Source organism: Pseudomonas sp. 15C (assembly GCF_055484735.1).
In genome coordinates this window covers 15,657-39,506 of sequence record NZ_JBUDGD010000037.1, presented here as the reverse complement: position 1 = coordinate 39,506, position 23,850 = coordinate 15,657, and the positions used below count along the sequence as shown (strand labels likewise).

Below are 23,850 nucleotides of genomic sequence, written 5' to 3'. Positions count from 1 at the left end.
GCAGGACGCTTTTTCATGCCGCAGTTCTTCATCGATCGCCCGGTATTCGCCTGGGTCGTCGCGCTGTTCATCCTGTTGGCCGGTGCGTTGGCCATCCCGCAATTACCGGTGGCGCAGTACCCTGATGTCGCGCCGCCGCAGATCGAGATCTATGCCGTTTACCCCGGCGCCTCGGCGCAGACTGTCGACGAAAGCGTGGTCAGCCTGATCGAAGAAGAGCTCAACGGCGCCGATCATCTGCTGTACTTCGAATCGCAAAGCAGCCTCGGCAGCGCGACGATCAAAGCCACGTTCCAGCCCGGCACCAACCCGGAACTGGCGCAGGTCGATGTGCAAAACCGTCTCAAAGTGGTCGAGTCGCGCCTGCCGCAAGCGGTCAACCAGCAAGGCCTGCAGGTGGAGAAAGTCTCCTCGGGCTTCCTGTTGCTGATCACCCTGACGTCCAGTGACGGCAAGCTCGATGACGTCGCGCTCAGCGATTATCTGGCGCGCAACGTGATGAACGAGATCAAGCGTCTGGAGGGCGTCGGCAAGGCTCAACTGTATGGCGCCGAACGGGCCATGCGCATCTGGATCGATCCGCAGAAGCTGATCGCTTTCGACCTGACGCCCGCCGATGTCAACGCCGCCATCGTCGCGCAGAACGCGCAAGTCTCTGCCGGCAGTATCGGTGACTTGCCGTCACCGGCGTCGCAGGAAATCACCGCAACCATTCTGGTGAAAGGTCAGTTATCGACGCCGCAAGAGTTCGCCGACATCGTGCTCAAGGCCAATCGCGACGGCTCCACCGTGCGCGTCGGCGACGTGGCGCGAGTCGAGATCGGCAGCCAGGAATACCAGTTCGGTACGCGCTTGAACGGCAAGCCTTCGACAGCGGTTGGCGTACAACTGTCGCCGGGCGCCAACGCGCTGAACACCGCAACACTGGTGCGGGCGAAGATGGATGAACTGTCGCGCTACTTCCCGGCAGGCGTTGAATACAAGATCCCGTACGACACCTCGCCCTTCGTCAAAGTCTCGATTACCAAGGTGGTTTACACCCTTGGCGAAGCGATGCTGCTGGTGTTTGCGGTGATGTTCCTGTTCCTGCAGAACGTGCGCTACACGCTGATCCCGACGCTGGTCGTGCCGGTGGCACTGATGGGCACTTTTGCGACCATGCTTGCGCTGGGCTTCTCGATCAACGTGCTGACCATGTTCGGTATGGTGCTGGCGATCGGCATTCTGGTCGACGACGCCATTGTCGTGGTGGAAAACGTCGAGCGGATCATGGCCAGTGAAGGCTTGTCACCCAAGGAGGCCACGCGCAAAGCCATGACGCAGATTACCGGAGCGATCATCGGTATCACGCTGGTGCTGGTCGCAGTGTTTATTCCGATGGCATTCATGCAGGGCTCGGTCGGGGTGATTTACCAGCAGTTCTCACTGTCGATGGCGACGTCGATCCTGTTCTCGGCATTCCTCGCCCTGACGCTGACCCCGGCGCTGTGCGCCACATTGCTCAAGCCGATTGCCAAAGGCGAGCATCATGAAAAGTCCGGATTTTTCGGCTGGTTCAACCGGCGCTTCGAGCGACTGACTGACCGCTATCAGGGCTGGGTCGGCCTTGCGCTGAAACGCAGCGGTCGCTACCTGCTGATTTACGTCGTGCTGCTGGTCGGACTGGGCTTTTGCTTCGCGCGCCTGCCCTCTTCGTTCCTGCCGGTGGAAGATCAGGGCTACACCATTACCGACATTCAACTGCCGCCCGGTGCGACCAAGAATCGTACGGTGGCCGTGGCCGAGCAGCTTGAAGCACATAACGCCGGCGAACCGGGTATCAGTGACAGTGTGGTGATTCTCGGTTTCAGTTTCTCCGGTAGCGGCCAGAACGCAGCCTTGGCGTTTTCGACGTTGAAGGATTGGTCGCAGCGCGGCAGTGAAGATTCCGCCAGTTCGATTGCCGATCGCGCCAACGTCGCCTTGAGCGAAGTCAAGGACGCCATGGCGTTTTCGGTCCTGCCACCGCCCGTGGATGGTCTCGGTACATCGAGCGGTTTCGAGTTCCGTTTGCAGGATCGTGGCGGGCTCGGCCATGCGACGTTGATGCAGGCGCGCAGTGAATTGCTTGCCGCCGCGGAAAAAAGCCCGGTGCTGATGAATGTGCGTGAAAGCGCGTTGGCCGAAGCACCACAGGTTCAGCTAGTCGTTGATCGCAAACAGGCGAACGCGTTGGGCGTTTCCTTCGCGGACATAGGTAACGCCCTGTCGACAGCGGTGGGGTCGAGTTACATCAACGACTTCCCCAATCAAGGTCGGATGCAGCGCGTTGTCGTGCAAGCAGAAGGCGACCAACGCAGTCAGGTCGACGATCTGCTGAAAATGCATGTGCGCAACAACACCGGTCACATGGTGCCGCTGTCGGCGTTCGTGCAGGCCAACTGGATTCAGGGCCCGGCGCAGTTGACTCGCTACAACGGTTATCCGGCGATTGCGATTTCCGGTGAACCGTCAGCGGGGCACAGTACCGGTGAGGCCATGGCGGAAATCGAGCGTCTGGTTGCGCAAGGGCCGAAAGGCCTGGGCCAGGAATGGACCGGTCTGTCGCTGCAGGAACGCTTGTCCGGCAACCAGGCGCCGATCCTGCTCGGTTTGTCGCTGCTGGTGGTGTTTCTGTGTCTGGCGGCGCTGTATGAGAGCTGGTCGATTCCGACTTCGGTGTTGCTGGTCGTGCCGCTGGGCGTGCTCGGCGCGGTGTTGGCCGTGACGTTGCGCGGCATGCCCAACGATGTGTTCTTCAAGGTCGGGCTGATAACCATCATTGGCCTGTCGGCGAAGAATGCAATCCTGATCATCGAGTTCGCCAAGAGCTTGTATGACGACGGTCATGATCTCATCGATGCGACGTTGCAGGCAGCACGCTTGCGGTTGCGGCCAATCGTGATGACGTCGCTGGCGTTCATTCTCGGCGTGGTGCCGCTGGCGATCGCTACTGGCGCCAGCTCGGCCAGCCAGCAGGCGATCGGCACCGGGGTAATTGGCGGAATGATCACCGCGACACTTGCGGTCATCTTCGTGCCGGTGTTCTTTGTTGTTGTGATGAAGCTCGTACAACGATTCACCAAGCCCCACTGATCCCAATTGCGGGAGCGAGCCTGCTCGCGAATGCGATCGGTCAACATCAATTTTGAATGTACCGACGCTTTCGCGAGCAGGCTCGCTTCCACAGGGATTTTGCAAACATTCAACGATGTGGTCATGTCCGTCATCGCTGGGCTAATGTGTCCAGACCATCACGGCCCATCGAGCTCTCATGCGCTTTCTCGCCCGCACCCACCCGCGTCTCTCTGCCGCCGCGCTGTTCGGCCTCGCCACCGGCCTGCTGGCCCCCGCCGACTCCGTCGTCAGCAAAACTCTCATCGGCTGGAACGTCGGCGTCTGGAGTTACCTGATCCTGATGCTGTGGCTCACCATGCGCGCCAAGGCACCGGATGTTAAACGCATCGCTGAGATCGAAGACGAGAATGCCGGACTGGTTTTATTCATGGTTTGCATCGCTGCGTTGGCAAGCCTGGCGACCATCACCCTCGAACTGGCCGGCAACAAGGACCTGGAAACGAGGCTCAAACTCCTGCACTACGGCTTCACCGCCCTCACGGTGGTCGGTTCATGGCTGCTCATCGGCGTGATTTTCTGCGTGCATTACGCGAGGTTGTATTACACCTGGTGCGGCACGGAACCGGCTTTGCGTTTTGCCGAAGGGCTGACAACGCCCAATTACTGGGACTTTTTGTACTTTTCGTTCACGATCGGCGTGGCCGTGCAAACGTCGGATGTGGGAGTTGCGACAAGGGATATTCGCAAGATCGTGCTGGCACAGTCATTGATCGGGTTTGTCTTCAATACGGCTATTCTGGGATTCTCGATCAACATTGCCGCCGGATTGTTCGGCTGAGTCTTTTGAAGTCGCTTTCCAATAAAAAGCCCCGGCATTGCCAGGGCTTTTCCATCTCGTTCAATTTAGAAAAAATGACTCAATCTCAGGCTCGCACTCCAGTCCTGGGAGACAGTATTGCCCGTACCACCGCCGATTTCGCCCGCCACCTGCCAATTTCGCTGTGCAGGTGTCCATTTCAGCCCGGCACGGTATTCCAGCGTGCTACTGGCGCGGTCATCGTTGAAACTGTCTTCGTTGATTTTAACCTCATTGGTTTTGACGAACTCATGGTTTGCCCCCAGCGAAACACTGGGCTCCAGCAAGGCGCCACCTTCCAGTGCCAACAAACGTCCGCCCCGGACCCCAATGTTTCCTTGTACGGATCGCATGGTGTCCGCTTTGACTTTCAGGCCGTTGTCTAACTTATAGCTGTCACTCTGAGTGACACCGGTAGATACGCCGACCTGCGGTTCGAGAAACCAGTTGTCGGCAAAGCGGATGTGCTTGCCAACGGTAACGGCAGCACTCGCGCCTAGCGACTTGTAATCGCCTTTGGCCCGTGTGCCGTCGCTCATGGTGACTTTTGCCTTGTTGTCGAACTGGTTGAGCTTGAGCATACCGTTGACGAACACACCGCTCTCGGTATCGAATGTGCTGCCGTAAACACCGACATTCAAGCTATCGACCGTTGCCTTGGAACCGTACTTGAGGTCCATCTCGGTGCGGCTGGAACCGACGAAACCGCCCAGCAGAACATCGCGTCCGCCGACGACTACCGTGGTATCGGCACCACCGGTAATTCCTGTCTGATTTTGTGTGTAGCCATCACCATAGGCATTCTTGACGTTGTATTGGTTGCCATAAGTGCGTACCCAGACACTGTTACTCAACTTGGTCGTGTCGCTGTCACTGGCTGCCCGCATTGCAGCATCAGGCCGGATACTGAGCCCACGATCACCGATTTGCGTATTGAGCATGTTCATCTCCGCGTTCGATACGCTGCGCGCGCTCCCTGCCAGCGCGAGCGCGGTGTTGCTCGACGTACTGACGGTTTCCTTGTCCGGGTTGAGGAAAAGGCCCTGGCCGTCCTGTTTCAACCGATAGACAAAAGCACCAGCGTCCACCGTTTCGCGACCACCCAGCGAGAAACTGGCGTCGCCGGCGGCAATATTGCCGATCTTCACCGCTTCGGCAGTAACGGGCGTAGTGCCGGTGGCAGCAATTTGCAGTTGGTGTTGACCGCTGGCATTACCGGTGACATTCAGAAAATCGGTGGACCCGTTGCCCAGATCCGTGCCCATCACAAAGGTGCCGCGACCAGACAGGTCGCCGATATTCAATTGCTGAAACTGCTCGTTCGTGCCCATGCGAACAACGCCGTTGTCCAGCGCAAGACGTTGCACGGTGCTGTCGCCAGTCGTTACCCACTGGGCAGCATTATTGACAGTCAGGCTGCCTGAATTGTTGACCTGACCGGTCAGCACAGAAGCATTGTCCAGCAGCACGCCACCGTTGGCAGCTGTGCTGACATCGCCGGTGAGACTGCTGCCGTGGTTCAGCACCAGGCTTGAGACGTTCTGGACATTACCGTTGAGCGCCGAACCGTTGTCCAGGTCAACAAGGCCATTGGCGTCAGCCAGTACATTGCCGGTCATCTGGCTGCCATTGTTCAGCGATAACCCGACAACGTTTTCCACGTTGCCAGTAAGACGGGCGTTATTGTTCAGGCTGACATTTGACGCCGTTCCTGCAACGGACAGAACATTGCCATTAAGCGTGCTGCCTGAGTCCAGGCCGACTTGCGTCACATTCTGCAGATCCCCCTCCAGCGCGGCGCCGTTCTGCATCCGCCAGGAGATCGAACTGCCCGTCTCGGCCACGACATTGCCTTTCAGCTGGCTTGCATCAACGGTGAGGTTGGCCGTTGAACGGTTGGCTGCTCGCAAAAGATTGCCATCGCCACCGATCAGTACGGAATTGCCGCTGATATTGATGCTGGCGACAGTCCCGGCGCTGCCGGAGGAGCCCAATACAATGGCCGACCCGGTGCCACCGGTCACGCGGGTATCATTGAGTGTCACGGTGCTGGCATTGACGCCGACCGTGTCGGTTACGATTTGCAGGCCATCCTGTGCGCCGGTAATCGTGCTGCCCGTCGCTGAAAGTTTCGCGCCACCCAACTGCACACCATAACTGCTTGCGCCGGTACCGACGACAGTAGAGTCGGTAAGGTTCAGCACGGCGAAACCTACCGCTTGTACCCCGCCGATCGCCCCGGTGATGACACTGTTGCCGGTAATGGTGGCAGTGGAGGATGCAGGGGTGCTGAGGTTACGTCCCAGCAAAAGCCCAAAACTGTTGGTGCTGGTGATAATCGATTTGTCGATCGTCGCGTTGCTGTCGAGTAGCTGGATAGCTCCCCGTCCCGTCGCGCTATTGACCGTAGCGCCGGACATTTTCAACGAAGAGGCGTTTGCATTGATACGCTGGCTCTGGCCACCGTTGAAGACGACATTGGCACTTTGTGAACCGATGGTCAGCGCCGTCGCGTTGTCGATGGTCAGCGTTCCACCTTGGGACACGCTCCATGCTTCTGGCGCCGGTGGATTGGTAACTACTTCACTCTCGCCTGGCAGCAAAGTGCGACTGTGAGCCTGGGGCGCAGCGATCAATGCCGCAGCCATCATCAGTCTAAGAGTGTTCGGGTGCCTGAAGCCTAAATATATGGACATATGGATACTTCCTCATTCTGCGATCACGACGTCTGTTTTTTCGGTAGTGTCGCGAGCGCCAACTAAAAAACGTCCGACAGGCTAATGACTACGAAAAATAATTAATGTAGGAATAATCCTTAAATGCACCGCGATTTATCCTTACAGAGTGCAGGCATGTTCAACCTCCCGTTGACTTTCACTGAAAAAGCCGCGCGCGCGGGAGAGAGACGCAAAGACCTCTCTCCCGCTGAACTACTTTACTTATCGCAGCCCTACGCTGGCGCTCCTGTCAGATCGCAATATTGGAAGCTGTTATTGATAGTATCCAGAGGCTTGATGACTGGAATTGAGGCTTGCAGGCCACCCTGGGCTTCATACCAGTACTTGCCCCATGCAAGCGCACCTCGCTTGGGCTGTGCTGCCTTGAAGTGTGCAGCCGTGCCCACTCTGGCGACATCAGGCACGGTCGGCCCCTGAATGGTATAAGGCGCCGAGGCCTTCGTATTGGGAATCAGCGCAGTAGCCGTGGCATTCGAGTGCGCTTCAAAGTGTGCGGTGATAACAGTGCCTACCGGCAGCAGCGGATCTTTTCTGATGTTCAGTCCCAGGATATAACCACTCGTAGGACTGACCATCGCGTAGCACTCGATATAGTCGCGATTTGCAGGATTACGGATTCTGATCGTAGGTACCGGCAGGAGCACCGGAATCTGCTTGACTTCGACTGTTTGCGGCAATGATTTGTTAACGTTTTTGTCGACTCCGGTCTTTTGAATAGTGTAACGAGCTGTATCGCTTGGCGGTGTCAACTTGGCCATTTCAGTTGCCGGGATGGGAATCTCAAATTGTGATACAGCGGCAAGCGGACTAAATTCCGCAAAAGGTAAGGTAGAGCTTCCCAGAAAACACTTGACGGTATGCACCGGCTCTATATCCGGATCCGTAAGAGCGTTCACTACCTTGAATGTACCCGGCTTGTCGCGATCATCAGATTCCACTACGTTATCAATTTTGGAAACCCCCTGTACGATCGGAAGTTGGAGATCCGGATTCTCCAGATCAGGAGGATTTGGTGGTACTACACCCGCAATGTCGAACTCCAGAATAATGGTCGCGGGAGGTGAAACAGCGTTTTGGGTGAGGCCGGCGCGCTCTATTTCATAGTGGATTGTGACATCCTTCGGCTTATCGTCACCGTTAAATATCTGATCAAGCGCTGCAAAGGTAAGATCGAAACTCAAGTTAGCGTTAGCCCATGGCTGTTTTGGCGTTTCGAAAAAATTGGTGACATCAGCGGGGTCCGTAATAACCACATAGATTTGATCGCCAGGTTCTGCGTGTTCAATAAACAGGTTTTCTACAATGGCCGTAACGTTAACACCGCCTTCAAAGTTTTCCCACGAGAGCGATTCCATATAGTTCGGGTCGGTTGCCGGCACCAGCGGTGCTTTATTGGCCAATGGCGCCTGCGGCAATACCAACGTCAGAACGGGGGTAGGAGTAGACTCCTCGCCCAGATTACCAAGCCAGTCATCCCAGCGATATTTTATGTTGACGCGACCATTCGGGAATACAAGTAACTCGTTGCTGGGAATATCAAAAGTACCGGCCGCAGGGATCGCATTGCTGAAGACTTCTACTACTTGCGTACCTGAGGTTAACCAGACGGTTAAATTGTCGTCGATACGACGTCCGAAATAACCTACATTCACCGTGAAATTCATATTCGGATTAGCAGTAATCCAGGCCGTGTCGATATTGCGAAACGGAAGCGGGGTGCCATTGACAAAGACCGGAACTGGCGTCGGCTTTATTCTTCTGGGAGGGTTTTTTGTATTAACCGGTGCGAGCTGATCCACCGTGAATTCCAGCGTATTGGAGTCTTCCGAGTTACCGCCTCCACCTTTGTAAAGCTTGATCATGAGTTCCCAGACAGTCGGACCGGAAGAGGTAGCTTTTTCAGCGAACAGCCCGGCATTCAACGGCAGTGGGATGGTGCCATTCGGCCGGCCGGCAACCGGGCCAAGCTCAATTGTGTTTGGGTAATCAGTCCAGTCCGGTTCCCCTTTTTCACGGTATTGGACATCAAGATTGTCACCATTCAATTCATCGGGCGTACGAGTGAAATTGATGGTCAAGACCTGACTATCCAGTACAGCTTTGGCGATAAAACCATCCGCCAGTGTATCAATGGCGATATCCGCTAAAATCCCTACGCCTGATGAAACACCGATAGAAAGCGGTCGCTGTATTTTATCTACAAATTGAATTCCCATTATCGTCTCTCCTTGCGAGTTCAGGCCGAAAGGGCCAGGTGTACCAGGCGTAACTTGATCAATTTTCACTAACCCTTTTTCAGACTCGGCAATGATTTTGCCGCCTCTGAACAATTGGCAGACGAAGACACCGGAATCAGAGTCAAATAGTGGACTGATGTGTTTTTGAAATGGCACAACATGGTTGAAACCATTTGTTATGTCTATCACGGAAAGCGTTTTTTCCCACCGACCATATACTTCTGCCACTTCCGGACCAGCGCCATTGAGCGTCCGATATCCCCTCCATGTCATCCATGCGACATCCCCGGGCAACGCAATATTATTCAAAGAGCGAATTCGAAATGTGCCACCAGTTGTCAATGCAGGCTTCGTATTATTATTCCAATACCCCCACAGTGTTGCATGTATGGCCACGGGTTCCGGAAAAGTTGTAATAGGTGTGTGATCAATGGTTAGCGTGCGCGGTGGCGACTCATCAGAATTGCCACCGCCTCTTTTCCATAACTTGTAATAAACCTGCGCAACACCATCAATCGACATTTGTTGTGGCGTCAAGGCTACATAAACAAAAGGATCAACAATGCCCGAGGGATAGGTCTGGTCAAAAATGGTTGTCTCTATCAAGTTTTGAACCCAGAACGCCATCAATTGGTCGTTGGGCCCCGTGTCGTCCGGGCGAGGGATGACGATACGGGTTCCATTCAACAAGATATCTTTGGGAACGTATCCATCCGGGTCATTACCATCGACACCCTCGACTGATAGTGGTGCGGCCAATACACCGATCGAGGGGCTAGTTGTGGAAATACCGACTGGACTCATGATTTCTTTCCATCACGTCTATGTAAGTTCAGCCTGTGAGACTGATTGCTGATCCGTTGAGCAAATTAGGCACCTGTCCGAATCATTCGCCTACTGTCAGATCTGACAGGTTTAGCTGCCGTCTGTCGGAAACGACGATGTACTTTTCAAGCCCTAACGGGTCTTCACTTGACGCAAGTTAAGAAATTGGTGTCTCCTGAAACCGGTTTCATACATAAGAAGACTTAGCCGTGAACGATTTCTTCACTGCGCAGCGCAGCCGCATAACCATGCTCGACGTCGCCGAACGCGCAGGTGTATCCAAAGCCAGCGTGTCACGCTTTATCGGCGATGATCGTGCCCTGCTCTCCGAGGCCATCGCCCTGCGCATTGAGCGTGCCATCGCCGAACTCGGCTACCGCCCCAACCAAATGGCCCGTGGTCTCAAGCGCGGGCGCACTCGCCTGATCGGCATGTTGGTCGCCGACATCCGCAACCCCTATTCAATTGCCGTGATGCACGGGGTGGAAACCGCCTGTCGTGCGCATGGCTACAGCCTGGTGGTGTGCAACACCGATCGCGATGACGAGCAGGAACGCCAGCATCTGGCGCTGCTGCGCTCGTACAACATCGAGGGGCTGATCGTGAACACCCTCGGCCACCACCGTGACGAATTGCATGAATTGCGCCGCGAGATGCCGTTGGTGCTGGTGGATCGCAAGGTGGACGGGCTCGACAGCGATATGGTCGGGTTGAACAATCCACAGGCAGTAGAAATGGCGTTGGCACATCTTGAACAACGCGGTTATCGCGATCTGGTGTTGGTCACCGAACCGTATGACGGCACTAGCTCGCGGATCGAGCGGGTCAGCAGTTTTCATGCACAGATTGCCCAGCGTCCGGACCTGTCCGGGGCGGTGCTGGAAACCGGTGATGATCTGCAAGCGCAACTTCAAACTTTTTTAAACACTCCTGGGGATGGGCCGAAAGCGTTGTTCTGCGCCAACGGTGTGGCCGCGCTGTCAACTGCGACTGCATTGCGGGCGATCGGCTCGCGGCTGTTCGAGGATATCGGGCTGATCGCTCTGGATGATCTGGATTGGTATCCGCTGGTGGGTAGCGGGATTACTGCGCTGGCGCAGCCGACGCAGGAGATTGGCGCGCGGGCGTTCGAATGTTTGCTTACGCGTTTGCGTGGGGAAGATGAATTGGCGCGGGTGGTGGATTTTGCGCCGGTGCTGGTTGAGCGTGGATCTACTCGCGGGGTTGGCGGTGTTTGACCTGACGCCTTCGCGAGCAGGCTCATTCCTACATTTGGAATGCGGTCACCTGTAGGAGTGAGCCTGCTCGCGAAGGCATCCGCAAGAACAACACAGAATTCACTGATATTTTTTTGAACAAAAATGAAACCGGTTTCAGAGGTCAATAACAATGAACAAACCTGCCGTTTCCATCAGTCTGTCCAGCTACGGCGCCGAGCTTGTGCGCCAGCGCGGTCAGGACTCTTTCATCGACGTTCTGGCTGCGGCCGGCGCCAATCGCATCGAGTGGCGTGAAGAATTGCTGACCCGCGAAGACCCGCAGCGATTGGCTGCGGCCACCCAGGCGCAGGGCCTGCAAAGCATTTACTCCTCACCGACCGAGCTGTGGCTTGCTGGGCAGGCACAGCCAAATCCCGAGTTGATCACTGCACTGCAACAGGCTGAAGCGTTCGGTTCGAAGTGGCTGAAAGTCTCCCTCGGCTACTTCACCGACACCAACGACCTGCAAGCCCTGACCGAACGTCTCCGACAAACCTCGGTGCAGCTATTGGTCGAGAACGATCAGACCTTGTACGGCGGGCGCATCGAACCGTTTCAGCGCTTTTTCGCTGCGGTTGAACAGCACGACTTGCCAATCAAAATGACCTTCGATATCGGCAACTGGCAGTGGCAGGACCAGTCCGCCACCAGCGCCGCGCGCCTGCTCGGCCGGCATGTCGGCTATGTGCACTGCAAAGCCGTAGCGCGTCGCGCCGACGGCAAACTCGTCGCGGTGCCGCCCGCCGTCAGTGATCTGCATCTGTGGGAACAACTGTTGCGGCACATGGCCCAAGGCGTTATGCGCGCGGCCGAATACCCTTTGCAGGGCGATGATCTGCTGCAACTGACCACCGAGCACGTCGCCGCCCTCGCCCGCCTCGGCCAATCGCGTCTGGAGCCTGCCCATGTCTGAGATCGATATTCTTTCGTTCGGCGAAACCATGGCGATGCTGGTCGCCGAGCAGACCGGTGATCTGGCAGCGGTCGAGCATTTTCACAAACGCATCGCCGGTGCCGACAGCAATGTGGCCATCGGGCTTTCGCGGTTGGGTTTCAATGTCGCCTGGCTGAGCCGGGTGGGTGATGATTCGCTCGGACGCTTCGTGGTCCAAACCCTGATCAAGGAAGGTCTTGATTGCAGCCACGTCGATGTTGACCCAAAGCACCCGACCGGCTTCCAGTTCAAATCGCGCAACGACGATGGCAGCGACCCGCAGGTCGAGTATTTCCGCCGCGGTTCGGCGGCCAGTCATTTGTCGCCGCAGTCGATCACCGCGGACTTGCTCAGCGCCCGCCATTTGCACGCCACCGGCATTCCGCCGGCCCTTTCGGCCACCGCGCGCGAATTGTCCTTTGAATTGATGAGTCGTATGCGCCACACCGGGCGCAGCGTTTCGTTCGACCCCAATCTGCGCCCGAGCCTGTGGGCCAGCGAGCGCGAGATGATCAGCGAGATCAACCGCCTCGCCGCCCTCGCCCATTGGGTTTTGCCGGGTTTGAGCGAAGGCCGCTTGCTGACCGGTTTTGAAACCCCGGCGGATATTGCTGCGTTCTATCTCGATCAGGGTGCCGAAGCGGTGGCGATCAAGCTCGGCCCGCAAGGCGCTTACTACCGCACACAGCTGGACCAGGGTTTTGTCGCTGGCGTGCCTGTGGCTCAGGTGGTCGATACCGTGGGTGCTGGTGACGGCTTTGCGGTGGGGCTGATCAGCGCCCTGCTCGAACATCAGAGTGTGCCCGAGGCGGTGCAACGCGCGAACTGGATTGGCAGTCGGGCGGTGCAGAGTCGTGGGGATATGGAGGGGTTACCGACCCGCCTGGAATTATCGGTTGAATTTGAGGCCGCCAATCGCCAGCAGGCTGGCTCCCACATGGGGATTGTGTCGACCAATAACCCTGTGGGAGCCAGTCTGCTGGCGATGAGGCCCTGACAGGCTGCCCATTGTTTGAACCTGCTGCGACAAAAACAACAAGCTCAGGAGCAAGACCATGAAAAACGCTACCCTCGCCACCCGCCGCTGGTGGTACATCATGCCGATCGTGTTCATCACCTACAGCCTGGCGTATCTCGATCGCGCCAATTATGGCTTCGCCGCTGCCTCCGGCATGGCCGAAGACCTGATGATTACGCCGGGCCTGTCCTCCTTGCTCGGTGCTTTGTTTTTCCTCGGGTACTTCTTCTTCCAGGTGCCCGGTGCGGTCTATGCGCAAAAGCACAGTGTGAAGAAGCTGATTTTCGTCAGCCTGATCCTTTGGGGCGGCCTCGCGACGCTGACCGGCGTGGTCTCCAACGCGTATTGGCTGATCGTCATCCGCTTCATGCTCGGCGTGGTCGAAGCGGCCGTGATGCCGGCGATGCTGGTCTACCTGTGTCATTGGTTCACCCGTGCCGAACGATCTCGGGCCAACACCTTTCTGATCCTCGGCAACCCGGTGACGATGCTCTGGATGTCCGTGGTTTCGGGTTATCTGGTGCAGCACTTCAGCTGGCGCTGGATGTTCATCATTGAAGGCTTGCCGGCGGTGTTGTGGGCATTCATCTGGTGGCGTCTGGCCGATGATCGTCCGGCCCAGGCCAAGTGGCTCAGCGATCAGGAAAAGCACGATCTGGAAAGCGCACTGGCGGCAGAACAGGTCGGCATCAAAGCCGTGAAGAACTACGCCGAAGCGTTTCGTTCGCCGAAGGTGATCATTCTCGCGTTGCAGTTTTTCTGCTGGAGCATCGGGGTTTACGGCTTCGTGTTGTGGCTGCCGTCGATCCTCAAGGCAGGGGCTCAGATGGACATGATCGAGGCTGGCTGGCTGTCGGCGCTACCGTATCTGGCGGCGGTGATCGGCATGCTCGCGGTGTCGTGGGGTTCGGACAAATTGCAGAAGCGCAAACGCTTCGTCTGGCCGCCACTGCTGATCGCCTCCATCGCGTTCTACGGTTCCTACGCGCTCGGCGCGGAACATTTCTGGTGGTCGTACACATTGCTGGTGATCGCCGGCGCCTGCATGTACGCGCCCTACGGGCCATTCTTCGCGATCGTCCCGGAGATACTCCCGGCCAACGTCGCTGGTGGCGCCATGGCGCTGATCAACAGCATGGGCGCGCTCGGTTCGTTCGGCGGCTCGTATCTGGTCGGTTACCTGAACAGCTCCACCGGCTCGCCGGGCGCGTCCTATCTGTTGATGAGCGGTGCGTTGCTGCTGTCGGTGGTGCTGACGATTTTTCTCAAGCCCGGCGCCAGTGACCGCGTCGTCGCCAAAGCCGTTGCCACGCCACGCGTGCCGGCGCATTCCTGAAAGGACTTTGTCATGAAAAAACACGTCGTGCTGTACAAGAAGCTGTCGCCCGCGCTCATGGCGCGTCTGCAAGAGCAGTTCGAAGTCACGCTGATCGAAAGCCTCGACGCCGACGGCCTGATGCAACTACGTGACGCCCTGCCCCGCGCCCACGGCTTGCTCGGCGCGAGTCTGAAACTCGACGCCGCGTTGCTTGATCTGGCGCCGCAACTGCAAGCCATTGCCAGTGTTTCGGTGGGTGTCGACAACTACGACATCGATTACCTCAGTCGTCGCCGGATCCTGCTGACCAACACCCCGGACGTGCTCACCGAAACCACCGCCGACACCGGTTTCGCCTTGATTCTGGCGGCGGCCCGGCGTGTGGTCGAACTCGCCAACATGGTGCGCAGCGGCCAGTGGAGCCGCAACATCGGCCCGGCACATTTCGGCACTGACGTGCATGGCAAGACACTCGGCATCATCGGCATGGGCCGCATCGGCGAGGCACTGGCCCAGCGTGGCCATTTTGGCTTCGGCATGCCGGTGATCTATCACAGCCAGTCGCGCAAACCGGCGGTAGAGGAGCGCTTCGATGCGCAATATTGCAGCCTCGAGGACTTGCTCACACAGGCCGATTTCATTTGCCTGACCTTGCCGCTGACGGCGCAGACTGAGAAGTTGATCGGCGCCGAGCAGTTTGCCTTGATGCGTCCGGAGAGCATTTTCATCAACATTTCGCGCGGCAAGGTGGTCGACGAGGCGGCAATGATCGACGCGCTGCGTCATCAGCGCATTCGTGCGGCGGGGCTGGACGTGTTCGAGCGTGAACCGCTCGATCATGACTCGCCGTTGTTGCAGCTCAACAATGTGGTGGCGACGCCGCACATGGGTTCGGCGACGCATGAAACGCGCGAGGCGATGGCGCGGTGTGCGGTGGAGAATCTGCTGGCTGCGTTGGCTGGCAAGAAACCGGCGAATCTGGTGAACCCATCGGCGTGGCAGGGCTGAGATCGACATTGCCCGCCCTGGCCTCATCGCTAGCAGGCTAGCTCCCACAGGGTTTTGGGGCGAACACAAAGCTGATGTCCGCCTCGAATCACTGTGGGAGCTAGCCTGCTAGCGATTGGGCCGGGGCAGGCAATGCAGAAACATCAGGCACTGCGCGCCTGTAAAAGCTGCGCCGCACACAAGGCAATCCGCGCGCAGGCGTCGGCCAGTTTCACCCGGTCTACCACCAGGCCAATGCGGATATGCCCCGCCGCACTCGGGCCGAACGCTTCACCGGCCAGTACCGAGACGCCATAACCGTTCAGCAATCGCTCGGCAAACGCCTGGGCACCGAGACCGGTCTGGCGCACATCGACCATCACGAACATGCCGCCATCCGGCCTGATCGGATGCAGGCCCGGGCAGCCGCGCAAACGCTCGCAAACCAGATCGCGGCGCAGGCGATATTCCTCGCGCATCTGCGTCACCTCCGGGAGATCGCTTTGCAGCGCAACCTGCGCGGCTTTCTGCACGAAATCCGGCAGACCGAAGAGCATGCTCAGCGACAGGTTGACCAGATGCTCGGCCAGCGGTGTCGGCCCGATCATCCAGCCAATGCGCCATCCGGTCATGGCATGGGATTTCGACAGGCTGTTGATCGTTGCCGTGCGCTCGGCCATGCCCGGCAGGCTCGCCGGGCTGATGTGCCGGCCTTCGTAAAGCAGTTCGCTGTAGACCTCGTCGCTGATCAGCCACAGGTCATGGCGCAGGCACAGCGCCGCCAGTTCCTGCCAGATCAACAGCGGCAAGCTTGCACCGCTGGGGTTGTTCGGGCTGTTGAGCAACATGGCGCGAGTCTTTGAAGTAATACGCGCCGCGATATCGGCCGAGTCGACGCGGAAGCCGTTTTCCGGGCGCACCGGCACTGGAATGACCGTCGCGCCGCACGCGCCGAACACGCCTTCATAAGTCACATACATCGGTTCGGCGACGATCACTTCATCGCCGGGATCAAGCAGACATTGCGCCACCGAATACACCGCGCATTGCGCGCCGGGCAAGACAATCACCTGGTCAGGATCAACGCGCTGACCACTGCGCTGGCAATGGCGCTCGGCAATCAGCCTGCGCAGCTCGAGCCGGCCACGAATATCTGCATAATGCGTATCGCCAGCCAGCAGACTGTCGATCGCGCCATGGACAATCGGCAGCGGCGTATCGAAATCCGGATCGCCGACGCTCAACAGCAGAATATCAACGCCCTCGGCGCGCAATGCCAACGCTCGGTCGTGGATCTGCCAGGCGGCGGCGCCCTCTCCGGCAATGCGTTGGGTCAAGGCTGAATAGCGCATGTACGTCTCCTGATTGCGCGGTTTCCAGCCTTCACCGTATCTCAAATCACGAAACGCGCCACCATGGCGTTCAAATCCACTGCCAGACGCGACAATTCATGAGTCGCGGCGCTGGTCTGGTTGGCGCCGGCCGCCGACTGCGTGGCCAGATCGCGGATGTTGACCAGATTGCGGTCGACTTCGCGGGAGACTTGCGCCTGCTCTTCCGAGGCGCTGGCGATCACCAGGTTGCGCTCGTTGATCTGGTGGATCGACTGGGTGATCTGCTCCAGCGCGACGCCGGCGGCACGGGCCATTTCCAGGGTGATCTGGGTGCGCTGGTTGCTTTGCTGCATCGACGAAACCGCCTCGCCGGTGCCGTTCTGAATGCCGGCGACCATTTTTTCGATTTCCTGGGTCGATTGCGCGGTGCGATGGGCCAGCGCTCGGACTTCGTCCGCGACGACGGCAAAGCCTCGTCCGGCTTCACCGGCACGTGCGGCTTCGATCGCGGCGTTGAGCGCCAGCAGGTTGGTCTGTTCGGCGATGGCGCGAATCACATCGAGCACTTTGCCGATATCGCGACCCTGGGTGGCGAGGCCTTCGATCATCTGCGCGGTGTTCTGCACATCGTGGGTCATGGTCTGGATCGCGTCGACGGTTTTCACCACCTGATCGCGACCTTCACGGGCGGCGTGGGTCGACTGGTTCGACGCTTCAGAGGTCGACACGGCGTTGCGCGCGACTTCTTCGACAGCGGCGGTCATCTCGTTGACTGCGGTAGCGGCTTGTTCAATCTCGTTGTTCTGCTGCTGCAAACCGCGCGAGGCTTCTTCGGTCACGGCACTGAGTTCTTCGGCGGCCGCGCCCAGTTGCGTGGCGGAACCGGCGATCTGTTCGATGGTTTGACGCAGATTGACCTGCATCGCCGCGAGCGCTTCGAGCAGGCGCGCCGGCTCGTCCTTGCCGTCGACTTCGATGGCTTTGCTCAGGTTGCCGCTGGCGATGGTCTGCGCCGCCAGTACTGCTCGGTTCAACGGCGTGACAATGCTGCGGGTCAGCAACCAGGCGAGCAAAACTGTGGCCAGCGCAGCAATCACCGCGACAATGATGATCCCGGTGATGGCGCTGTCGTAATAGTCGCCGGCACGAGTCGATGCGGTCTTGGCATCGGCGGCATTGATTGCGATCAGTTTGTTCAATTGCTCGCCCATCTGGTCGGTGCCTTCCTTGATTCGTGTGTTGATCAGCGCTCGCAACTCCTCCATTTTGTCCTGGCGCGACAACTCGAGCATCTGGTTCTGCGCCTGCACGTAGTTGTCCAGCGTGGTCGAAAACGTCTGGTACAGCGCACGTTCTTCCGGGCCTGCATGCAGTTCGGCATAAGCGGCTTGTGCCTTGCGCGCCTTTTCAACCAGCACGGCGATACGCGTCTGGGCTTCCTGCAACGCGGCAGGCTCGCGATTGACCAACACGCGAAACGAGAGGATGCGCATCCGCAGGACGTTCTCGGTTATCACGCTGAGATGGGTCACGCTAGGCAGTTGCGTCGAATTCATATCGATCGACGCCTGGCGAATGACCGACATGCGATTGACGGCAAACACGCCAAGCACGACGACCAATAAAGCAATGAAGGCAAAACCGAGGAAGGCACGGGGCGCGATATTCAGGTTACGCAAGGACATGGCTGCACTCTCAAGATAGAAGCTACGAGCGTCCATGCCATATCACTGAGCCGTGGGGGTGGGCTGCAGTCTGGCGCCACTGTTTTGGAAGTTTTGTGTGCGCCTGACCTTTGTATCGGCCAGGCTTTAGGAAGATTGCGGGTGCGTTGCAATTATTTTTATCGGTGTTTCAAGGATGAAACATCGGTCGAGCATTTCACAAGCTGCGCCGGGCCATCTGCCACACGCGAGCAATGTCCGTGGCGCGTTCACGCAACAACCGTGGCGCTTCGGCGCAGGCCTGTTCCAGGCTCATCGGTCCGCTGGTCACGGTGAATGCCGCGTCGATGCCATGGTCATACAGTTCCTGATAACCCTCACCCAAGGTGCCGGCAATCACCACCACCGGCACACCGTGTTGTTTGGCGATCCGTGCAACGCCGAACGGCGTCTTGCCACGCAAGGTCTGCGCGTCGAAGCGCCCTTCGCCGGTGATCACCAGGTCGGCGCCTTTGACCGCATCGGCAAGACCCACCAGCTCGGCCACCACCTCAACGCCGGCATGGAACTGCGCACCGAGAAAGGCCTTGGCGGCGAAGCCCAGACCGCCCGCCGCACCGCTGCCGGGTTCATCGCTAACGTCTTTGCCCAGCGCCTGCGCGCACAGTTCGGCAAAGTGCCCCAAGGCGTGATCAAGTTGCTGCACCTGCGCCGGCGAGGCGCCTTTCTGTGGGCCGAAAATTGCGGACGCGCCATGCGGGCCGCACAGCGGGTTGTTCACATCCGCAGCAATATCGAAACGCACCTGCGCCAGACGCGGGTCGAGTGCGCTCAGGTCCAGCCGCGCCAGTTGCGCCAGTGCCAGTCCGCCGGGGACCAGCGGCTGATCCTGCGCGTCAAGCAGTTTCAGCCCCAACGCCTGCATCGCACCGGCGCCGCCATCGTTGGTAGCGCTGCCGCCAATCGCCAGAATCACCCGTTGTGCGCCGGCATCCAGCGCCGCGCGAATCAGTTCGCCGGTGCCGAAGGTACTGCTGATGCACGCATCGCGCTGCCCTGGCGGCACCAATTGCAAACCGCTGGCCTCGGCCATTTCGATGATTGCAGTCTGGGTGTGAGGCAACCAGCCCCACGCGGCTTCGACCGGCGCACCGAGCGGGCCACGCACGCGACTGCGGCGCAACTCGCCTGCACAGGCAGCGAGAATCGATTCCACCGTGCCTTCGCCACCATCGGCCATCGGGCATTTGACCAGCGTCGCTTGTGGCCACACCTGCGCCAGGCCAAGGGCGATGGCTTCGGCGACGCCCTGAGCACTGAGGCTGTCCTTGAATGAATCGGGGGCGATGACGACTTTCATGAGAATTCTCCGGTGGCAATGTCCGTCATGCTGCCAGTGGCCGCGAAGGTTGACGCCGGTCGGTTGCACAAGTGGCGTCGGCGTTTATTGTTCATTTTCACAAAGATAGGTGTTGGTTGTACCGGCCTCATCGCTGGCAAGCCAGCTCCCACAGGGTGCTGTGGTGGATGTGGAAGTCATGAACGCCTTATAACCTGTGGGAGCTGGCTTGCCAGCGATGGCGGCCTCAAGAACGACTCATGCCGATGGATCCGTCTGCGGCAATAACTGCACCCCCAGATACAACGCCAGCATCCCGTCCAGCCTGAGCGGATCGACCCCGCTCAACTCGGCAATCCGCTCCATCCGGTAACGCAGGCTGTTGCGATGAATGCCCAAGGCCTCGGCACAGGCCTGACTCTGGCCGTCGTGTTCGCACCAGCTGCGCAGCGTCGCCAGCAATTGACCGTTGCTGTCCTTGGCGATCACCTTGCGCAGCGGTTTGAGCAGTTCGTCCAGCGCATCATCGTTGCGATGGCGCCAGAGCATCACCGGCAAGCGATAGCGGTTGAGGGTCAGCACCCGCGAATGCGGCAAGACTTCGCGCCCGTAGGCGAGCAGATCGCCGACCCGCCGATAGCAGCGGCGCAGCCCGGCCAGCCCGTCGGCCTGCCCGCCCACGGCAAGGCGCAGGATCTGCCAGCCGAGGCCATCGAGTTTTTCCAGCAAGCGCTCGTGCTCGATGTGCTGACTCGCCGGGCGACACCACAGCAGCGATGACTGCGCCGAACTCACGCACCAGCTGTCCGGGTAACGCGACATCAGCCAGGCACTCAGCGCCTCGACCGTTTGCCCCGGACCGTGCTCAGCACCCAGTTCGAACAGATGAGGCACCCGCGTCAGTTGCGGCTTGAGCCCCAGTTGCTGCGCCTCGTCGACCAGCCGCGGCGAATCACCCGCTTCGCTCAGCAACAGCGCCAGCAGGTCATCACAGCGCTGGCGCCGCCATTGCTGCTCAGCCTGCTGGTTGCGCTGGCCAACCAGCATTTCTGCGGTCATGCGCACCAGTTCGGCATAGGTGCGCAGTTGTTCGGGGTCGCCGGTGATGCCCAGTACGCCGATCAAACGCTGATCAAGCAGCAGCGGCAGGTTGATGCCCGGTTGCACGCCTTTGAGATGCACCGCTGTCTGCGTATCGATTTCCACCACGCGACCATTGGCCAGCACCAGTTGCGCGCCTTCGTGGCGGGTGTTGATGCGCTCCGGTTCGCCGCTGCCGAGGATCAGCCCCTGGCTGTCCATGACATTGACGTTGTAAGGCAAAATGGCCATCGCCCGGTCGACGATGTCCTGGGCGAGGTCGTGGTCAAGTTCGAACATGACAGCGGCAATCCTTGATTTTCGGCGCGTGCAATTGTTCACCCGCACAGGGTCTGCCGGCAAACCCTGTGCTCAGGCACAAAGACAATCCGGCCAGAGGTGGCCGAGACTCTCGGGGCGATCAACGTTACCCTTTGCATCGCAAAAAATCATAATAAAGAGAGAGCCGCTATGTCGCAGAGCGCCGCAGCTACCCAGACCATCGACACCGACGGTAAAAACGCCGTCTACAAACGCATCACCCTGCGTTTGATCCCCTTCATTTTCATCTGCTACCTGTTCAACTACCTCGACCGGGTCAACGTTGGCTTCGCCAAACTGCAGATGCTCGACGCGCTGAAGTTCAGCGAAACCGTATACGGCCTCGGTGCCGGAATCTTCTTCATCGGCTACGTGCTGTGCGGCGTGCCGAGCAACCTCGCACTGACGAAGTTCGGACCACGGCGCTGGATTGCGCTGATGATGATCACCTGGGGCACGCTGTCGACCTGCCTGCTGTTCGTCACCACCCCGACCGAGTTCTACACGCTGCGACTGTTCACCGGCGCGGCCGAAGCCGGGTTCTTTCCCGGTGTGGTGCTGTACCTCTCGCAATGGTTCCCGACGTTCCGCCGCGGCCGGATCATGGCGCTGTTCATGTCGGCGATTCCGGTGTCGGGTCTGCTCGGCAGCCCATTCTCCGGCTGGATCCTCAATCACTTCGCCGCCGGCCAGGGCGGTCTCGCCGGCTGGCAGTGGATGTTCCTGCTGCAAGGCATTCCGACGGTCATCCTCGGCGCCCTCGCCTGGTTCCTGCTCAGCGACAGCTTCGCCAACGCCAAATGGCTGACCCCGCACGAGCGCGCGGTGCTTGAGGCAGATCAGGCCGAAGACCTGGCGAACAAACCGAAATCCACCTCCGACTCGCTGCTGGCCGTGTTCAAGAACCCGGCGATCTGGGCGTTCGGCCTGATCTACTTCTGCATCCAGAGCGGGGTTTACGCGATCAACTTCTGGCTGCCGTCGATCATCAAGAACCTCGGTTTCAGCGATAACCTGGTGATTGGTTGGCTGAGCGCGATTCCCTATCTGCTGGCGGCGGTGTTCATGCTGCTCGTCGGTCGCTCGGCCGACCTGCGCAAGGAACGCCGCTGGCATCTGGTGGTGCCGATGCTGATGGGCGCGATTGGTTTGCTGATCGCAGTGAACTTCGCGGCGAATCCGGCGATTGCGATTCTCGGTTTGACCATCGCCACCATGGGTGCGCTGACCGGGTTGCCGATGTTCTGGCCGGTACCGACCGCGATGTTGAGCGCCGGCGCCGCGGCAGGTGGCCTGGCGCTGATCAACTCGATGGGGCAGATGGCGGGGTTTTTGAGCCCGTATCTGGTGGGTTGGGTCAAGGACAGCACAGGCTCGACGGATGCGGCGTTGTATCTGCTCGCGGCGGTGATTGTCGGCGGGAGTTTGCTGGCGTTGCGGATGACGCGGACGTTGCGGGCTTAGGCTTTCAACGGCTTTCATGGACGGCCCTGTTTTGGGCCGTTTTTATATTTCGGTTCGACTCGAGAGTTGGTTGAAATTTGAGATCGGCGGCCCCTCACCCCAGCCCTCTCCCGAGGGAGAGGGAGCCGATCTCTGTGCTTTTCAAAATGTGCGTTCGACTCAGTATTGCGCGTTGGCGTATTTCTCCAAGTCACCTCGGTCAGTCCCCTCTCCCTCTGGGAGAGGGCTAGGCGGGCGGCGTTCCGATGAGGGGCTCTTGATCTTATAAATTCACTTTGCGACGACTTGCGCATCTGGTATTTGATTGAACCCCTCCCCACCGCCAAAAAGGATTTCGCCATGAGCTACCGCACACTCGGCCACTCCGGGCTGCAGGTCTCCACCTTGACGCTCGGCACAATGATGTTCGGCGAACAGACCAGCGCCGAAGATTCGCTGCGCATCATCGACAAGGCCTGGGATCAGGGGATCAACTTCATCGATACCGCCGACGTCTACACCAACGGCCGTTCCGAAGAGATCGTCGGTGAGGCGATCGCCCGGCATCGGCACGAATGGGTGCTGGCCACCAAGGTCGGCTTCGGCCCGGTGGACGGCGTGCCGAACCGCAGCGGTTTGAGCCGCAAACACATCTTCAACGGTCTCGAAGCCAGCCTCACTCGGCTCGGCACTGACTACGTCGACATCTATTACCTGCACCGCGAAGACCACAACACGCCGCTTGAAGTGAGCGTTTCGGCGATTGGCGATCTGATTCGCCAAGGCAAGATCCGCTATTGGGGGCTGTCGAACTATCGCGGTTGGCGGATCGCCGAGGTGATTCGTGTTGCAGACAAGCTCGGCGTTGACCGCCCGGTGATCAGCCAGCCGCTGTACAACATCGTCAACCGTCAGGCCGAGACCGAGCAGATCACCGCTGCGCAAACCTATGGCCTCGGCGTGGTGCCTTACAGTCCGCTGGCTCGTGGCGTGCTCAGCGGCAAGTACGCGCCGGATGTGCAACCGGACGCCAACAGCCGCGCCGGGCGCCAGGACAAGCGCATTCTGGAAACCGAGTGGCGCGTCGAGTCGTTGCGCATTGCCCAGCAGATTCAGCAGTACACCGAGCAGCGCGGCGTCGGTATGGTCGAGTTTGCGATTGCCTGGGTGCTGAACAACAGCGCCGTGACCTCGGCCATTGTCGGGCCGCGGACCGAGGCGCAGTGGGATGCCTATACCCAGGCGCAGGCGGTGAAAATCAGCGCCGAGGATGAGGCGTTCATCGATTCACTGGTCACACCGGGGCATGCTTCGACACCGGGTTTCAACGATGTCAGCCATTTCGTCTCTGGGCGCAAACCACATCAGGCATAACAGGTCTTCCCTAATGTAGAACAGCCG

Annotated in this window: 15 protein-coding genes; 9 read left to right on the top strand and 6 right to left on the bottom strand. The window is 59.0% G+C overall.

The features are described 5' to 3' along the window. The first annotated feature begins 15 nt into the window (after nt 1-15). Entirely contained in the window at nt 16-3,114 is a 3,099-nt protein-coding gene (locus tag ACYYKW_RS18415) for a multidrug efflux RND transporter permease subunit (protein WP_464990775.1), read from the top strand. A 178-nt stretch (nt 3,115-3,292) separates the two neighbouring features. Then, the gene (locus ACYYKW_RS18410) at nt 3,293-3,934 is read left to right on the top strand and encodes a DUF1345 domain-containing protein (RefSeq protein WP_464990774.1); all 642 of its coding nucleotides are present in this window, start codon (nt 3,293-3,295) and stop codon (nt 3,932-3,934) included. 65 nt (nt 3,935-3,999) lie between these two features. Here the strand turns inward: ACYYKW_RS18410 and ACYYKW_RS18405 are convergent, their stop codons facing one another. Continuing rightward, entirely contained in the window at nt 4,000-6,600 is a 2,601-nt protein-coding gene (locus ACYYKW_RS18405; RefSeq protein ID WP_464990783.1) for an autotransporter outer membrane beta-barrel domain-containing protein, read from the bottom strand. A gap of 302 nt (nt 6,601-6,902) precedes the next feature. Further along, nucleotides 6,903-9,731 carry a hypothetical protein gene (locus tag ACYYKW_RS18400; RefSeq protein WP_464990773.1) on the bottom strand — a complete coding sequence of 943 codons (2,829 nt, stop codon included), beginning with the start codon at nt 9,729-9,731 and terminating at the stop codon, nt 6,903-6,905. 230 nt (nt 9,732-9,961) lie between these two features. Here ACYYKW_RS18400 and ACYYKW_RS18395 point away from each other — a divergent pair, with 230 nt between their 5' ends. The 5 genes from ACYYKW_RS18395 (at nt 9,962) to ACYYKW_RS18375 (ending at nt 15,289) form a co-directional block, all read left to right on the top strand. Then, a complete protein-coding gene (locus ACYYKW_RS18395; protein WP_464990772.1) occupies nt 9,962-10,990 on the top strand; it encodes a LacI family DNA-binding transcriptional regulator in 1,029 nt (342 codons plus the stop codon). Between the two features lie 151 nt (nt 10,991-11,141). Beyond that, nucleotides 11,142-11,924 carry a sugar phosphate isomerase/epimerase family protein gene (locus tag ACYYKW_RS18390; protein WP_464990771.1) on the top strand — a complete coding sequence of 261 codons (783 nt, stop codon included), beginning with the start codon at nt 11,142-11,144 and terminating at the stop codon, nt 11,922-11,924. Beyond that, the gene (locus tag ACYYKW_RS18385; protein WP_464990770.1) at nt 11,917-12,942 is read left to right on the top strand and encodes a sugar kinase; all 1,026 of its coding nucleotides are present in this window, start codon (nt 11,917-11,919) and stop codon (nt 12,940-12,942) included. The genes ACYYKW_RS18390 and ACYYKW_RS18385 overlap by 8 nt, the downstream gene beginning before the upstream one ends. A 58-nt stretch (nt 12,943-13,000) precedes the next feature. Beyond that, complete coding sequence (locus ACYYKW_RS18380; protein ID WP_093101757.1) at nt 13,001-14,299, top strand: MFS transporter; 1,299 nt, start codon at nt 13,001-13,003, stop codon at nt 14,297-14,299. Between the two features lie 12 nt (nt 14,300-14,311). Continuing rightward, nucleotides 14,312-15,289 carry a 2-hydroxyacid dehydrogenase gene (locus tag ACYYKW_RS18375; protein ID WP_464990769.1) on the top strand — a complete coding sequence of 326 codons (978 nt, stop codon included), beginning with the start codon at nt 14,312-14,314 and terminating at the stop codon, nt 15,287-15,289. A gap of 143 nt (nt 15,290-15,432) precedes the next feature. Here the strand turns inward: ACYYKW_RS18375 and ACYYKW_RS18370 are convergent, their stop codons facing one another. The 4 genes from ACYYKW_RS18370 to ACYYKW_RS18355 form a co-directional block, all read right to left on the bottom strand. After that, nucleotides 15,433-16,620 (bottom strand): pyridoxal phosphate-dependent aminotransferase, encoded by a 1,188-nt coding sequence (locus ACYYKW_RS18370; protein ID WP_464990768.1) that lies wholly within the window; start codon nt 16,618-16,620, stop codon nt 15,433-15,435. Between the two features lie 41 nt (nt 16,621-16,661). After that, nucleotides 16,662-18,287 (bottom strand): methyl-accepting chemotaxis protein, encoded by a 1,626-nt coding sequence (locus tag ACYYKW_RS18365; protein ID WP_464990767.1) that lies wholly within the window; start codon nt 18,285-18,287, stop codon nt 16,662-16,664. Nucleotides 18,288-18,483: 196 nt separating this feature from the next. After that, complete coding sequence (locus tag ACYYKW_RS18360; protein ID WP_464990766.1) at nt 18,484-19,626, bottom strand: glycerate kinase; 1,143 nt, start codon at nt 19,624-19,626, stop codon at nt 18,484-18,486. A 237-nt stretch (nt 19,627-19,863) separates the two neighbouring features. After that, nucleotides 19,864-20,985, bottom strand: coding sequence for a sugar diacid recognition domain-containing protein (locus ACYYKW_RS18355; protein ID WP_464990765.1), 1,122 nt, complete (start codon nt 20,983-20,985; stop codon nt 19,864-19,866). Nucleotides 20,986-21,156: 171 nt separating this feature from the next. Between ACYYKW_RS18355 and ACYYKW_RS18350 the strand changes: the two genes are divergently transcribed. Continuing rightward, a complete protein-coding gene (locus ACYYKW_RS18350) occupies nt 21,157-22,470 on the top strand; it encodes an MFS transporter (protein ID WP_464990764.1) in 1,314 nt (437 codons plus the stop codon). A 339-nt stretch (nt 22,471-22,809) separates the two neighbouring features. Continuing rightward, nucleotides 22,810-23,823: an aldo/keto reductase gene (locus ACYYKW_RS18345; RefSeq protein ID WP_464990763.1), complete on the top strand. Its 1,014-nt coding sequence runs from the start codon at nt 22,810-22,812 to the stop codon at nt 23,821-23,823. The last annotated feature ends 27 nt before the right edge of the window (nt 23,824-23,850 follow it).

Bases quoted from the DNA above. Each gene is read 5' to 3' on its own strand.
- ACYYKW_RS18350 (WP_464990764.1), top strand. From the start codon at position 21,157: ATGTCGCAGAGCGCCGCAGCTACCCAGACCATCGACACCGACGGTAAA.
- ACYYKW_RS18380 (WP_093101757.1), top strand. From the start codon at position 13,001: ATGAAAAACGCTACCCTCGCCACCCGCCGCTGGTGGTACATCATGCCG.
- ACYYKW_RS18400 (WP_464990773.1), bottom strand. From the start codon at position 9,731: ATGAGTCCAGTCGGTATTTCCACAACTAGCCCCTCGATCGGTGTATTG.
- ACYYKW_RS18405 (WP_464990783.1), bottom strand. From the start codon at position 6,600: ATGGCTGCGGCATTGATCGCTGCGCCCCAGGCTCACAGTCGCACTTTG.
- ACYYKW_RS18375 (WP_464990769.1), top strand. From the start codon at position 14,312: ATGAAAAAACACGTCGTGCTGTACAAGAAGCTGTCGCCCGCGCTCATG.
- ACYYKW_RS18370 (WP_464990768.1), bottom strand. From the start codon at position 16,620: ATGCGCTATTCAGCCTTGACCCAACGCATTGCCGGAGAGGGCGCCGCC.
- ACYYKW_RS18345 (WP_464990763.1), top strand. From the start codon at position 22,810: ATGAGCTACCGCACACTCGGCCACTCCGGGCTGCAGGTCTCCACCTTG.
- ACYYKW_RS18360 (WP_464990766.1), bottom strand. From the start codon at position 19,626: ATGAAAGTCGTCATCGCCCCCGATTCATTCAAGGACAGCCTCAGTGCT.
- ACYYKW_RS18410 (WP_464990774.1), top strand. From the start codon at position 3,293: ATGCGCTTTCTCGCCCGCACCCACCCGCGTCTCTCTGCCGCCGCGCTG.
- ACYYKW_RS18365 (WP_464990767.1), bottom strand. From the start codon at position 18,287: ATGTCCTTGCGTAACCTGAATATCGCGCCCCGTGCCTTCCTCGGTTTT.
- ACYYKW_RS18390 (WP_464990771.1), top strand. From the start codon at position 11,142: ATGAACAAACCTGCCGTTTCCATCAGTCTGTCCAGCTACGGCGCCGAG.
- ACYYKW_RS18415 (WP_464990775.1), top strand. From the start codon at position 16: ATGCCGCAGTTCTTCATCGATCGCCCGGTATTCGCCTGGGTCGTCGCG.
- ACYYKW_RS18355 (WP_464990765.1), bottom strand. From the start codon at position 20,985: ATGTTCGAACTTGACCACGACCTCGCCCAGGACATCGTCGACCGGGCG.
- ACYYKW_RS18385 (WP_464990770.1), top strand. From the start codon at position 11,917: ATGTCTGAGATCGATATTCTTTCGTTCGGCGAAACCATGGCGATGCTG.